This is a genomic window from Cerasibacillus sp. JNUCC 74 (genome assembly GCF_053667775.1).
In genome coordinates this window covers 3,770,943-3,784,546 of the sequence record NZ_CM132207.1, presented here as the reverse complement: position 1 = coordinate 3,784,546, position 13,604 = coordinate 3,770,943, and the positions used below count along the sequence as shown (strand labels likewise).

The 13,604-nt window shown below is 36.8% G+C and carries 15 protein-coding genes; 9 read left to right on the top strand and 6 right to left on the bottom strand.

All coding sequences use genetic code 11. From position 1 onward, the window contains the following. The first annotated feature begins 54 nt into the window (after positions 1-54). From JNUCC74_RS16830 to JNUCC74_RS16810, 5 genes are all read left to right on the top strand, one after another. A complete protein-coding gene (locus JNUCC74_RS16830; protein WP_454066188.1) occupies positions 55-1,701 on the top strand; it encodes an ABC1 kinase family protein in 1,647 nt (548 codons plus the stop codon). Between the two features lie 14 nt (positions 1,702-1,715). Beyond that, the gene (locus JNUCC74_RS16825) at positions 1,716-2,015 is read left to right on the top strand and encodes a phasin family protein (protein ID WP_454066187.1); all 300 of its coding nucleotides are present in this window, start codon (positions 1,716-1,718) and stop codon (positions 2,013-2,015) included. Between the two features lie 703 nt (positions 2,016-2,718). After that, the gene (locus tag JNUCC74_RS16820) at positions 2,719-2,856 is read left to right on the top strand and encodes a hypothetical protein (protein ID WP_179104300.1); all 138 of its coding nucleotides are present in this window, start codon (positions 2,719-2,721) and stop codon (positions 2,854-2,856) included. 656 nt (positions 2,857-3,512) lie between these two features. Next, positions 3,513-3,824, top strand: coding sequence for a YwdI family protein (locus JNUCC74_RS16815; protein WP_454066186.1), 312 nt, complete (start codon positions 3,513-3,515; stop codon positions 3,822-3,824). A gap of 114 nt (positions 3,825-3,938) precedes the next feature. Then, the gene (locus tag JNUCC74_RS16810; RefSeq protein ID WP_454066185.1) at positions 3,939-4,307 is read left to right on the top strand and encodes a DUF423 domain-containing protein; all 369 of its coding nucleotides are present in this window, start codon (positions 3,939-3,941) and stop codon (positions 4,305-4,307) included. Positions 4,308-4,315: 8 nt separating this feature from the next. Here the strand turns inward: JNUCC74_RS16810 and JNUCC74_RS16805 are convergent, their stop codons facing one another. The 5 genes from JNUCC74_RS16805 to hemQ form a co-directional block, all read right to left on the bottom strand. Beyond that, positions 4,316-4,573 (bottom strand): hypothetical protein, encoded by a 258-nt coding sequence (locus JNUCC74_RS16805; RefSeq protein ID WP_077318555.1) that lies wholly within the window; start codon positions 4,571-4,573, stop codon positions 4,316-4,318. 544 nt (positions 4,574-5,117) lie between these two features. Further along, complete coding sequence (gene gerQ / locus JNUCC74_RS16800; protein WP_454066184.1) at positions 5,118-5,585, bottom strand: spore coat protein GerQ; 468 nt, start codon at positions 5,583-5,585, stop codon at positions 5,118-5,120. Positions 5,586-5,620: 35 nt separating this feature from the next. Further along, positions 5,621-6,046 (bottom strand): cell wall hydrolase, encoded by a 426-nt coding sequence (locus tag JNUCC74_RS16795; RefSeq protein WP_077318554.1) that lies wholly within the window; start codon positions 6,044-6,046, stop codon positions 5,621-5,623. A 169-nt stretch (positions 6,047-6,215) separates the two neighbouring features. Further along, the gene (locus tag JNUCC74_RS16790) at positions 6,216-7,211 is read right to left on the bottom strand and encodes an SDR family oxidoreductase (protein WP_454067914.1); all 996 of its coding nucleotides are present in this window, start codon (positions 7,209-7,211) and stop codon (positions 6,216-6,218) included. A gap of 390 nt (positions 7,212-7,601) precedes the next feature. Then, entirely contained in the window at positions 7,602-8,348 is a 747-nt protein-coding gene (hemQ, locus tag JNUCC74_RS16785) for a hydrogen peroxide-dependent heme synthase (protein WP_454066183.1), read from the bottom strand. Between the two features lie 329 nt (positions 8,349-8,677). Between hemQ and pta the strand changes: the two genes are divergently transcribed. Continuing rightward, positions 8,678-9,646, top strand: coding sequence for a phosphate acetyltransferase (gene pta, locus JNUCC74_RS16780; RefSeq protein ID WP_454066182.1), 969 nt, complete (start codon positions 8,678-8,680; stop codon positions 9,644-9,646). A gap of 103 nt (positions 9,647-9,749) precedes the next feature. Here pta and JNUCC74_RS16775 read toward each other — a convergent pair whose 3' ends face one another. Continuing rightward, a complete protein-coding gene (locus JNUCC74_RS16775) occupies positions 9,750-10,595 on the bottom strand; it encodes a lipoate--protein ligase family protein (RefSeq protein ID WP_454066181.1) in 846 nt (281 codons plus the stop codon). A 279-nt stretch (positions 10,596-10,874) separates the two neighbouring features. Here JNUCC74_RS16775 and JNUCC74_RS16770 point away from each other — a divergent pair, with 279 nt between their 5' ends. The 3 genes from JNUCC74_RS16770 to JNUCC74_RS16760 all read left to right on the top strand — a co-directional run bounded on the left by JNUCC74_RS16770 (position 10,875) and on the right by JNUCC74_RS16760 (position 13,398). Next, entirely contained in the window at positions 10,875-12,194 is a 1,320-nt protein-coding gene (locus tag JNUCC74_RS16770; protein WP_454066180.1) for an HD domain-containing protein, read from the top strand. Beyond that, positions 12,184-12,678, top strand: a complete 495-nt coding sequence (locus tag JNUCC74_RS16765; RefSeq protein WP_454066179.1) for a YwgA family protein — start codon at positions 12,184-12,186, stop codon at positions 12,676-12,678. Before JNUCC74_RS16770 ends, JNUCC74_RS16765 begins: the two co-directional genes overlap by 11 nt. A gap of 201 nt (positions 12,679-12,879) precedes the next feature. After that, positions 12,880-13,398 carry a YwhD family protein gene (locus JNUCC74_RS16760; protein WP_454066178.1) on the top strand — a complete coding sequence of 173 codons (519 nt, stop codon included), beginning with the start codon at positions 12,880-12,882 and terminating at the stop codon, positions 13,396-13,398. Positions 13,399-13,604 lie beyond the last annotated feature (206 nt).

Below are 13,604 nucleotides of genomic sequence, written 5' to 3'. Positions count from 1 at the left end.
GTAAGCATTTTAGTTTAGTTCATAATGGGGTATACATATAATGAGGTGTTCATGGTGAATAAGCGTTTAAAATATAATTTAGGCTATCGATGTACGGTAATGGTATGGATGACACTAAAATTTATTACGCAAATTTATGTGTTCCATTTTAAAAACCGTATATGGGATGATCAGACAGTTGCAAAATGGAATTGTCTCGTGACGAAGATGGCAATGGAATATCGTGAGAAGGCTGGAAAATTAGGAGGAGTATTAATTAAGGTAGGTCAGTTTCTTAGTACGCGGACTGATTTTATGCCAGATGCATTTATTAAAGAGCTTAGCGGGCTTGTTGACCGTGTACCTGCAATGCCTTATTCGTATGCTCGAAGTATTTTGGAAGAAGAATGGGGTACTTCTATCTACGATGTTGTAGAGGAAATTCAAACCCCTTCGATTGCCTCAGCTTCCATTGGTGAAGTATATCGGGCAACATTAAAGGATGGAAAAACAGTGGTAGCCATAAAGGTTCAGCGCCACCGAATTAGTGATGTGTTTCACAAGGATTTTATAGCATTACGGATTGTATTTTGGTTAATTGAAACTCTTACTACGTTTGGAAAGAAGGCTGATTTACCGTCATTATACCGAGAGCTTGTTACGGTGATGAATCGAGAACTTAACTTTGAACAAGAATTGTCAAACGCTCTTTATTTTCAAGAGCGGTTTAAAGATAATACTTCGATACATATTCCGTTCTATGTAGAGGAGTTATGTACGAGAAAAATACTAGTGATGGAATGGATAGAAGGAGCAAAAATAACGGATCTGTCCTTTATGAATCAACATCAGATTGATCCGCAGCAAATAGCTAAAACTGTATTTGATTTTTACTTGGAACAATTTTTACAGTCTGGTAAATTCCATGCTGATCCACACGCAGGCAATATTTTGATTCGCACAGATGGCACGGTGGTGATTATTGATTTTGGTATGATTGGAGAGGTGCGTAAACAGGATAGCCATTATTTTAAACAACTGATTCATAGCATTATTGTTGATGACTATGATAAAGTGATTCAAACATTAGATGAAATGAATTTTATTTTGCCAAATGCGGATCGAAAGAAATTAAAACGAATTATTCGTGAAACGGTTGAAATGTACCAAACTGGTACAGTGAATATGCAGGATACACATATTATTGAGCAATTGAAAGAAGATATTCGTCTTATTCTTCATGAACAACCTATCCAGCTTTCAGCAGAATATGCTTATTTAGGACGGGCTATTTCGATTGTAATTGGCATATTAATTGCAATTTACCCAGAGGTTGATCTCCAAAAATGGGCGACCCCGAAGTTTAAACAATGGTTTGGTGGTAAACGATTTGCAGAGTCCATGTATACGGATTATGTAAAGGATACTATTAAACCTATTTTATCTTATCCACAGGCAGTGTTAAACTGGTTGGAAAATGGGGAGAAACAGCGACAGTGGGAAAAACAAAAACAACAACGCCAACAAAAGCATCATTATTTTATCATCCTTGAGGTTTTAAATGTGACATTTTTATTGGTCACTTTAGGCTGTATGATTGTAGGATTTTATGTAGGTTTGCAACTAATGGCGCTCATTGGACTAGTTAGTGCAAGTGTTTTCGCCGTTATGTTAATCATAGTAATTAGAAAGCATTATAAGATGATTCAATCTTTATGGTAAAGGAGGTGTAAATTATGAATGACGTATTAAAAAAAGGATTTTTACTTGGCTTAGGTGCAACAGTTACAAGTAAAGAGAAATTTGAAAGTAAAGTGAAACAATTAGTAGACAAGAATGAATTGACACAGGAACAGGCAAAAGCCGTCTTGCAGCAGTTTATTGAAAAAGGTGAAACAAAAAAAGGTGAATGGCAAGCACAACAATATGAACAAATGAAGAAATTTGCACAAGAGATTGGCTTAGCTACGAAAAAAGATATCAATGAACTTCGTGCAAGAATTACAGAATTAGAAAGCAAACTGGAAGAAAAATAGATCGTAAAAAAGGCAGATTACCTTAGGTGGTCTGTCTTTTTTATATCGCAAGAAATATAGTTCAATACCTAAAGTTTTTTACCTGTTACACGCAATTCGTTCTCTGCCAGGGATTAACGCTTGCCCAAGTTTTCTATTTATGAAAGTAAGCAGATCTTAAGGAAAATGATGCAGCCACTTAGTATTGAAAATTTTTGTGTTAACCATATTTTTTAGAGAGGTTGTTTAAAAAGTCGGGTTAAAAATGACACTTCCAATTCCTTTGTTTAGACTTGTTTCTAGCCAGTTCTGATATCTCATGCATACATTCTACTGAATGTCTTCATTTTGCTAACAAGTAGTAAAAAACACTATGTTTTACTCCTTCGTGAAGTAGGGTAGAGTATAATTGTAGCTGATTTTACAAAAGTCTCTTGCTTGTTACTATTTTTTCTTATTACTGGCGTTTTGTTGATAGCCGTTTGGGTGTTTATTATTTTAATTGTCTATTTACTTTATTTGTTATAGGTTGTCAAACAATAGAAAAGATAGTAAATAAGTTGTAATCTTTACAAAAAATCTGTCGGTTAAGTTAGCGTCTATTTTGTCAAAACGAGTAGTTATCTGTAAATTCTGCCTTTTGACCAGAAAGTTATTGCGCTTCACTCTAAACAGCGATACAATGGAAGGAAATATCAGCTCCAATAGGGGGAATTTCAAGCGTATGGTAACCTTTTTACAAATCTGTCAGGAAACCGAAGAAAAGTTAGGCAGGCAATTACAAGATAATGAAGTCGTTTTTTTGCAATGGGTGTATAGTCGATATTTAGAGGAGTTACCCAAGAAAATGTTAAATGCATAGACAAGATAAAAAATGGAACATCTGAAGGAATGTCTCTACCTGAGTTGATAGGGTAAACTGAAAATCGAATATGGAAAGAAACACAAGGTCCTGCCATTACAGGACTTTTTATTTGTCTAGGAAAATCTATCTATTTTTATATGGTGGATAGTTTCTTTAAAGGTAGCACTTGAGCGACTAGCAAATTTCGATTTTCTTGTTGCGATAAGTCAACATTGGCTTGAATCTAAAGGAAGATCGACTAAAAGCGGGCTTGCCGCTCAGGCATAGGCATACCCCGTTTTAGAGGCATGTTTTTCTTATTCCACATATAAGGTGCCCGTAAGACCCCATTTCAAGTTATAGAGAAGACGAAGAAGTAAGTAGGAGATAACATTAACATTCAAGGAGATAAGTACTTGAATGAAATTTCACTTTATCCTATCAGAGTTTCTGTCATTTGTATGTCGCTAACCGAGCGCTTTAAGATCTTTTGTTCGAGGATGTTCAAGGACACTTGAGATTTTTTGTTCCTATTTATCAGTAGGGAATAAAGAAAAAGCTATACTGAATGAAGTTCCACTTTATCTATTTCGTAAGCTCAAGGGAAACTGTTTGTTTTTCACTTGAACTCCTCATATAATGAAACTAGGTATTTTAAGGAAGGAAGATAGGCTATGGCAGTAGCTAATGCAACAATAATAAATAAAATGATAACTGAATTAAATAAAGCGAAAGCTGATCCTGAAAATACAATCGAAATAACTAAACGTATTAGTCATGTTCGTTTGTTATGTGATTTGCTACTTGAGGAGCAACCAAAAACAGTAAATCAGACGGATGAACACACCATTTCACAGCTTGAGCTAAAAGCAATGATCGGGGAACGGGATGATAGTAAAGTAATCCAGCAACAAGGTCAAGATTCAGGTAATTCATCAAAGATTGATCATGATGATGCGAATGGAGATTCTATTTTTGATTTTTAACACGATAGGAAAGTATAAGACTTTAGGCTTTATCGTATAAGAAAAACGATAGCTTTCGCCATAAAGACTTGGCGACAAGCCAAGTTTTTCTAATAAAGAGGGGGAAGTGCTAACATGAAGGTATTTTTACTTTTAGGAGTTATAAATGGTTTTTTAGCAGTTGCCTTAGGGGCATTTGGTGCGCACGGCTTAGAAGGAAAACTGTCTACAAGTGCCATTGCCACTTGGGAGAAGGCCGTAACTTATCAGATGTTTCATACGATGGCATTATTCGTAACCGGGCTAATCATGATGAAAGTAAACAGCAATGGAGTTATGTGGGCAGGTTGGATGTTTTTTATTGGTATTGTTTTATTTTCAGGAAGTCTATACATCTATTCGACCACTGCTATTAAAACCTTTGCGATGATTACACCATTTGGGGGAGTTGCATTTCTTATTGGCTGGGTGCTTTTAGGATTATTTATCTTAAAATATGTATGACGACATAATTAAAACTGGAACATTAAAGCTACTGCAAATAAAATAAGCAGCAGTGCTCGTACTGCTTGTTTGATGATGTAGAATGGTTGCATAATAAATACTTGTAATTGAATGAATATGTCAAAAGCGAGGCTCGCTGCAATTAGTAAAAGGCAAATGATGATAAGGAGCGTATACCCATTTATGAGGGCAATTAACCCAAGGATGACAGCTCCAAATAATGATACGGTCTCCATAAGAATGAATTTTTCATAACTTCGTTTCATCGTATCAGCCTCTCTATCAAACCTCTATTACAATCGATTAAACTGAGGAGGGATGACACAGGGGATATTGCCCATGTCATCCCTTATTTTTCATCTAGGAAAAATATTTGTTCTTGTTTAGGAAACGATATCTGTAGTACTGGAAGATTCCTGTTTTTAAAGTAGCTTCATCTAACTCAAGCGTTCACGCTGCTAGCAAACTTCGATCTCTCCTTCCTGGCACGAGAGAAAAAGTGTTCTTCTTTTTCAAGGAGAGAACTCCTTGAATGAAGTTGCCCTTCCCCTCTGTCAGAATATTTTGATCTGTACGCTGTTTTACGAGTACTTCAAGCTGTTATTCAAAGTAGATATTTACCCTGCATTTAAGTGCCGTAAGATTCCCACTTCAAGAGTGATAGGGGATACAATAGGCCGAAGTGGGAGATACTGGCGTCTAAAGCTGTTTCCTTAGCAAAAAATAAGTCTATCTCTGACATCGTTTTAATTAGAATCATTGTAAGCCATGCTTGCAGTCCAGTCTTTCTATTGTGCCATCTTTGTTTAGCTAACGCGGTGAATAAGTTGCGTTTGCATAGGGATAAGCATAGGTTAACTCTTCATCAAAGACAATATAATCAAGATATACCATAAGTAATAAGTATCTCTTTCCTGTTTGAGGATCGCTAAGTACAATATGGTCCCGACCTGCTGCTTCAATAATTCCATGAAATACTTTAGCATTCCACTGCTCATTATTTTCAAACGTCATATAGACAGTTGCTTCTTTACCGCGATTTAAACGTAAAATATTTTCAATGTAGGATTGTTGCTCAGGCAGCATGGGTTGGTTCTGAATTGTACTACCTGATGCAGGTGGGTACGGTTGTGTTTGTGGTTGTTGATAAGGTTGATTGGTTGGTTGTTGCCGCATCGGGTACATAGGATAATAAGCAGGTGAAGCTGTTGGATAATAATAGTAAGGATAAGGCTGGTGGGAAATTTCTTGGTTATTATTCTTTTGAACTTTGCTCATATAAAAACCTCCTTATTTAAGTTTAAACTAGTACGTTACCAGTAAACGTTCGGACATTCGGATTCTAAAGGGACGAAAAAGCAATGTGATTTATAACGTCCTGAATTCCACTGTCCATACCATTGAGCAGGACAGCTTCCTTCAGGCTCAAAAAACCATAAGGAATTTGTGGCAGGGTGTTGCCGTTCACCTTGAATAACTCTTCGTGCTAAGCGCTTCTCCTGTTCTCTTGCTCGCTGATAAAAATAACCTTTTTGGGTTGCTTCAAACCCCCCTGGGCTTTGATATACCATATCGCTAATTGTTGTTATTCCAATAAAATCTAGACAATTAGCAATCACTCGGTTAATTCCGGTATTTCCAACCATTAACATCCCTAATTGACCATCACCTTCTGCTTCCGCTCGCATTAGTCTTGCTAATAACTCTATATCTTTTTCGGTATGTGCTACAAGCGCCATTTGCATTCCTCATTTCTGTCTAATCTGGTTGCATTAGTATATGTATGAAAGACTGGTTAGGAATATGTGTAATAAAAAATTCAGGCAGAAAAATTCTTTAAAGAGCTTTTGCCTGAATTAAAACTGGCTTTAGTTTTTAATCTAGTTTTAGTATCAGCAGGGGATTGGGTTATGAGTGTGTCGATTCTCCTGCATCAACATGTAAAACTTGGCCAGTAACAAATCGTGAATCATCAGATGCAAGGTACACATATGTTGGTGCAAGTTCGAATGGCTGTCCTATGCGTTGATATAAGTTGGATCCATGTAATGCATTTAAATCTGCAGAAAAACTTGCTGGAATTAATGGTGTCCAAATTTTCCCCGGTGCCACAGCATTGACGCGAATTCCTTGATCAACCAGGCTTTTTGCCAATGATCTGGTCCATCCGACGATTGCTCCTTTAGTTGCTGAATAGTCGATTAATAATGGTTCACCTTTATACGTAACGACCGATGTAGTACCTATAATAGAGCTTCCTACTGTTAAGTATGGCAGGGCTGCTTTTGTTGTATAAAAATGTGAATAAATGTTAACTTTAAAGGTATGGTCAAATTGTTCGTCAGTAATATCGAGCAGGTCATTTTGCTGAAATTGTATCCCGACATTATTACAAAGTATGTCTAATTGACCGAATGTATTGATCGTTTTTTCTACTATTCGCTTGCATTGTTGTTTCTCACCTAAATCCCCTGGAAGTAGCAGGCAAGATTGACCATGCGCTTCTATTCGTTGCTTCGTTCGGTTGGCATCGTTGTGCTCGTTCAAGTAAGCAATTGCAACATTTGCCCCTTCTTTAGCAAAGGCAATAGCTACAGCAGCACCAATCCCGCTATCCCCACCAGTAATTAAAGCTACTTTGTTGTCCAGTTTACCACTTCCTTGATAATTGGGGTTCTCAATAATTGGTTTAGGTACCATGAATTCTTCTTGACCAGGTTGAATTAACTGACGTTGCTCCGGATTACTTAAAGGTATTTCTTCATAGCGTGTGATTTTACCATAATTCGGATACATTGGATATGGATATGTTTGTTTATTTTTTTCAAACCAATGCTGGAGCTGATGAATTTCATGTAAATGCTGTTCAGGAGAAAGTTGATGATGGGGTCTGTCTTTTTTCATCATAATATAGCCTCTTTTCTTTTTTTCTTCTTGTGTCATTAATGTATGTATAGGCGTCCGCGGATGTGAAAAATAAATGAAGTTAAGTGTCCATGCTTCATTTTTAAATAAATATCGTACAATGAAAGAAAGGAGGGATTGTGTAATTGGACGTTGTATTTAACAGTGAAGTGGTTTGGTTATTAATTGGAGGAACACAGAAGAAAGTACGAATGAAATATCTTAATGAGAGTTGGCTCATGCCTGTTATTGGAAGACGACCTCCGTTTTACACTTCTCCGCGCTATGAACCCTTTTATTCCCGTATATGATAAAAAAAACGCCCTGTTATGTGATAATTTACCACATAATAGGCGTTTTTTAGTTACCAATAGGTTCATATTTAAATAACTATATTTCAAGAAAGGATACAATATCTTGGTTGGAAAGATAATTCCCAACAAAAAATTCACCAAACTCACCATATTTAGAGCTTACTTCATCAAATCGCATTTCATAAACAATCTTCTTGAATTGCAATGGATCATGGGCAAATAATGTTACGCCCCATTCCCAATCATCAAACCCAATCGAACCGGTAATAATTTGCGAAACTTTTCCAGCATATTTTCGTCCAGTCATGCTATGGTCATATAGCAGCTTCGCACGAACATCTTTTTCTAATGTGTACCAGTTCTCATCTCCATAACGCCGTCTATCCATTGGATAGAAGCATATATGTTCCCATTTTGGCAAAATCGGTCTTAGACGTTTTGCTACCTCAGGAATAAGCTCTGGATGTTCTTCCTTATAAGGACGATATTTTGATAATTCTACTACAGAAAAGTAAGAATGGGTAGGAATTAAAAACTCACCCATTTTCGATTTATTAATTGCTGTTTCAATAGCAGCTAATTCATTTGTAGTTGGTCGGAGAAACATAAACATTAAATCTGCTTTTTGTCCAATAATGTTATAGAGAACGTGACTTCCGTTTTTAGCTTCTTCTGTTTCATCCCATTCAGCTAATAATTGCTGGATATCGGTGATTGCTTCCTTTCGTTCTTCTTCACTGGCTAATTTCCATGAAGTCCAATCAATTGTTCGGAAATCGTGCAGGCTGTACCAGCCATCCATTGTTTCTACTGGCTCTACCATCGTAATCTCCCCTTTAATTAATAATTTGTTTCTTTTAAGCAGTTGCGCAAAAACGACGGGTAAAATGACACATCGAATTTCTTGTTAACTTATTTCTCTTATTACCCTAATTTTTAAAACAGCCCTTTGAGCGGTTATTAAAATGCAAATCTGCTTTTACTATAGCATAATTCGGGCAAGCTAATCATGATATAGGCTTTTAAATGGATGATGGATATATAATTGTCATGATACTGTCAAAAAAAGATGGATGCCAGGGAGGAAATGCTTTAATTTAAACACAAAATCATCTACTATTTAAATATAACCATTTAGGAGGTTTAGAAAAAGTGAGTGAATTATTTGAGCAAATGAAAGAAAAAGTGATGAACCAACCCAAATCTATTGTCTTTCCGGAAGGGACAGATCAACGTATATTGACTGCTGCGAGTAGACTTGCTGCTGAAGATGCCTTACTGCCAATTCTAATTGGAGAAAAGTCAAGCGTAAAACAGAAGGCAGAAGAAGCAGGTGTAGATATTACTCGTTGCAAAATAATGGATCCAAAAGAGTTCGCGGAGTTTGATTTAATGGTTGAAACATTTGTGGAGCGCCGTAAAGGAAAAGCAACCAAAGAAGATGCGGAAAAGATACTTTTAGATGAGAATTATTTTGGCACCATGCTTGTTTATATGAATCAAGCAGATGGTCTTGTAAGTGGTGCAGCTCATTCTACTGCAGATACGGTAAGACCAGCACTGCAAATTATTAAAACAAAAGAAGGAGTTAAGAAAACATCCGGTGTTTTTGTTATGGTTCGCGGCGAAGAAAAGTATGTCTTTGCTGATTGTGCGATCAACATAACTCCCGATAGTCAAGATCTTGCGGAAATAGCAGTGGAAAGTGCGGAAACAGCGAAGCTATTTGGTATCCAACCACGTGTTGCTATGTTAAGCTTCTCGACGAAGGGTTCAGCAAAATCTGAAGAAACGGAACGAGTAGTAGAAGCACTAAAATTAGCGAAGGAAAAAAATCCGTCACTTGTGATCGATGGTGAGTTTCAATTTGATGCTGCGTTCGTACCAAGCGTTGCAAAGCAAAAAGCTCCAGGGGCTGTACTGCAAGGAGATGCGAATGTATTTATTTTCCCAAGCCTTGAAGCAGGGAATATAGGTTATAAAATTGCTCAACGATTAGGGAACTTTGAAGCAGTAGGGCCAATTTTACAAGGTTTAAACAGGCCGGTAAATGATTTATCACGCGGATGTGATGCAGAGGATGTTTATAATTTAGCACTAATTACAGCTGCTCAAGCTTAATAATAAGCAGGAAGATAAATAATGATGTACCCTATAGTGAACTTATTCACGAAGTTTAACTACAGGGTACTTTTTATGAGAGTTCCTTTTCCTAATAGAATAATTATCTATGGATATGTTCATTTCGTTTCTTCATTTGCGCTAGTCTTTTTGTATAGTCTTGATATTCTGATTCGCTGAAAGATGATTTTACCACTTGCTGATTTGCTTCTTCTAATGCTGTTATGACACGTTTCTTCATATCCTCAATCGTTAAAGGAGTGTCTAGTAATTGAGATAAAGAGCACATCACATGAGGATCGACTTGTGGATAGGAAAATTTAGTTACTTCTCCCTTTTTACTGATGGCGTAGAAATCTCGAATAAGACTAGCTCGTTTATAGCTATTTCCTTCTACATCGAGATAAATTTGCACCGCTGCGCCATCTTTTACCCGCCGCTGAGAAATTCCGGCAAATTTCTTTCCGTTAATACTTAAATCATAATCACCCGGGCAATAGGAATGGACGATTTCATAAGCCTTAATTTCATCAGTTAAATCCCTTAATAGATACTGTATAAAGCTCACCATTGCTTCATAGCCATCATGAATCGACAGTTCCTTTACCCCGGGCAAAATAAAGGATATATTTAGTACACCATGATCCAACGCGACTGCAAGCCCCCCAGAATTACGAATCACGACATCAAAACCAGCCTTACGTAATAGATCAACACCTTCTTTGACATAAGGGAGCTTACCATCAGGAATCCCCAATACAATTGTATTCTCATGCACCCAAAGGCGGATGATCGGAGGAGAAAGCCGGTTACTAACTGAAAGTGCTAATGCATCGTCAATAGCAAAAGAATGTAGCGCTGTGTAAGGTTCATGATGAAACGTTTGTAGCGATGTATGGTCTAAATAGCGAATGGTGTGATGTGCGATAATGTCTTTCCAATTTTTCATAAGCAACTCCTGACTTTCTTTATCTTTATCCCGCATGTAAGGTGCCGTAAGACTCCCACTTCAAGACCTTGAGTTAATACAAAAGGTCTAAGTGGGAGAAAACGGCACCTAAATGCCCGATTCGTTCAAGGGCCTTTAGGTCATACCATTAAGGTACTAACATTCAGTAGGAGATGGAAGAAAACTCCTACTGAATGAAGTTTCACTTTATCCTTTTTTATTCGGCTTATCTATTATATAATAAAAAGAAATAGTCGAAAAGAAACGGATGAATCAGACATGGCATATAAGGATGAGCAGCTCCACGAGGAAAAGGTTTTCAAAGATCCCGTACACCGTTATGTTCATGTAAGAGATAAGGTGATTTGGGATTTAATTGCTACCCCGGAGTTTCAACGATTGCGAAGAATAAAGCAGCTAGGCACTACAAATTTAACATTTCATGGTGCAGAACATAGTCGTTTTAATCACTCGCTTGGAGTTTATGAAATTGTCAGAAGAATCATATCGAACTTTGAAGGGCGTCCACATTGGAATAAAGAGGAGCGTCTTCTTTGTTTGTGTGCGGCTTTATTACACGATTTAGGTCATGGTCCATTTTCCCACTCCTTTGAAAAAGTATTTAAACTGGATCATGAGTATTTTACACAACAAATTATTTTAGGGAATACAGAAGTAAATGCCATTTTAGAGCGAGTGGAAAAGGGATTTGCACAAGATGTTTCCGATGTGATTGCTAAAACATACCGTGATAAATTAGTCGTCAGTTTAATCTCCAGTCAAATTGATGCAGACAGAATGGATTACCTGCAACGGGATGCCTATTTTACCGGAGTCAGCTATGGACATTTTGATATGGAACGAATTCTTCGAGTTATGCGACCAATGGAGGATCAAGTAGTCATTAAGTCAACAGGGATGCATGCTGTTGAAGATTATATTATGAGCCGTTATCAAATGTACTGGCAAGTTTATTTTCATCCGGTAACAAGAAGTGCGGAAGTTATTCTGTGTAAAATACTACAGCGTGCGAAAGTACTGTATGAAGATACAACATACGAATTCAAGTTAAAGCCCACTCATTTTGAATCTTTTTTTACAGGGAATGTGAAGCTTGAGGATTATTTAAAATTAGATGAAGGTATTGTCTCTTATTATTTTCAGTTATGGCAAGAAGAAGATGATGCTATCCTTCGTGATCTTTGTGAGCGATTTATGAATCGCCGTTTATTTAAATATGTTGAGTTTAATCCCAACTTACAAATGAATGATTGGATGGAACTGCATCAATTATTTACAGAAACAAATATGGACCCGGCCTATTATTTAGTTGTCGATTCGTCTTCTGATTTACCATATGATTTTTACCGTCCTGGTGAAGAGGAAGAACGGTTGCCAATTCATTTATTAATGCCAAATGGGGAGTTACGCGAATTATCACGGGAGTCCGATATTGTGGAAGCAATTTCTGGTAAGAAGCGAACCGATCATAAGCTCTATTATCCTCATGATTTTTTAGAAAACTTAGAGGATGAGCAGAAAAAGGCGCGGATGAAAGAAATATTATCTGGTCAGGGAGAGGTAAAACATGTTAACTAACCATGCAAAATTAATGCAATTTTTTTCGGTAGCAAATGAAGTAACGGGCAGAAAAAAACTGCAAAAGATGATTTATATTTTGCAAAAATGCAATATACCTTTTGAGGAGAAATACGCATTTCATTTTTATGGTCCTTATTCAGAAGAGTTAACGTTGCGCGTGGAAGAATTATGTAATCTAGGTTTTATAAAGGAATCTAAGGAAGAAAAAAGCAATTATTATCAATATCACTATACAATTACGGAAGATGGAGTAGCTTTTTTAGAACAATTTAAAATGGACATGCCTGATTTTTCTGCACAAGTAAAAGCGATGCAAGAAAAAAGTTCCCGTTTTTTAGAGTTAGTTGCTACGCTTCTTTACTTTGATGACTTACCACTTGAAGAATCGATTGCTAAAGTTTATACAGTCAAGCCAAAGCAAAAATATACAGATGAAGAAATTCAAGAGGCACTGGCCTTTATCAATGATATTCGTCACTAAAGGATGTTCCATTGAAAGTATACGTAGGCACCATGAATATCATTGTCACTAGCTTTGAATATACCCTTTATGTCGTGGAGAGCTTTCATCACGCTTCTTGTAGTTATACATACTCGTATGTATTTGGATGCGGGGTACATGCTAAGTAAGTTAAACCTATGCTACAATGGAAACCACATACATTGGAGAAGGAGGGGTTAAATGAATTCCGATCAATCTTCGAATCAGAAAAAGAATAGATTTACAATTATTAAAGATGATTCCACAGACGGTCATGGCGGCTACGGCTATGGTTCTATCAGCTTAGAGAATATGTCTTCCATAATCGTTGATCCGAATGAGAATAAAGCATATGTTGATATGGCAGCGATGCATGCGAGAAGTGATATTGAACGTCGAGTTAAGTATTTCTCCGATAAAAGTGAGGTACCTAATGGTAAGCTTTATTGGATTGTATGGGTGAATATCGATCGTAACGAAACGGGCCCTTACTATGCTGGTGTGGCTGGAAGCGAGCTACGTGTTGACAAACCGAATAAGCGTGCATATAAATCAATGCCTGAGCATGTGACACATATGGAAAAATCACTAAAAGGAAAAGTAGTCGTTGATCATATGGATGATCATTCTAAAAAATTATTAAAGGACTTCTTAGTTGAGTTTAATCAAGATATGTGGAACAATTCTTCAGAAGAATTAAAGTCAGCTCTGCCAAAGTAAACTATTTAAAGGTAATATGGATTCTTTACTTCGGGAAACACTCTTTATTGGTATGAAACTATTTTCCTGAAGTAAATAAAAAATGAATAATTTGTGACTTTGTTATGAACATATTGATTTTTCCTTGTACTTTGTAAAGGAAGTTTGTAAAATATAGGCACATGGGCTTACTCATGTATTACTAGGACAAAAAAGAGGCTGAATTC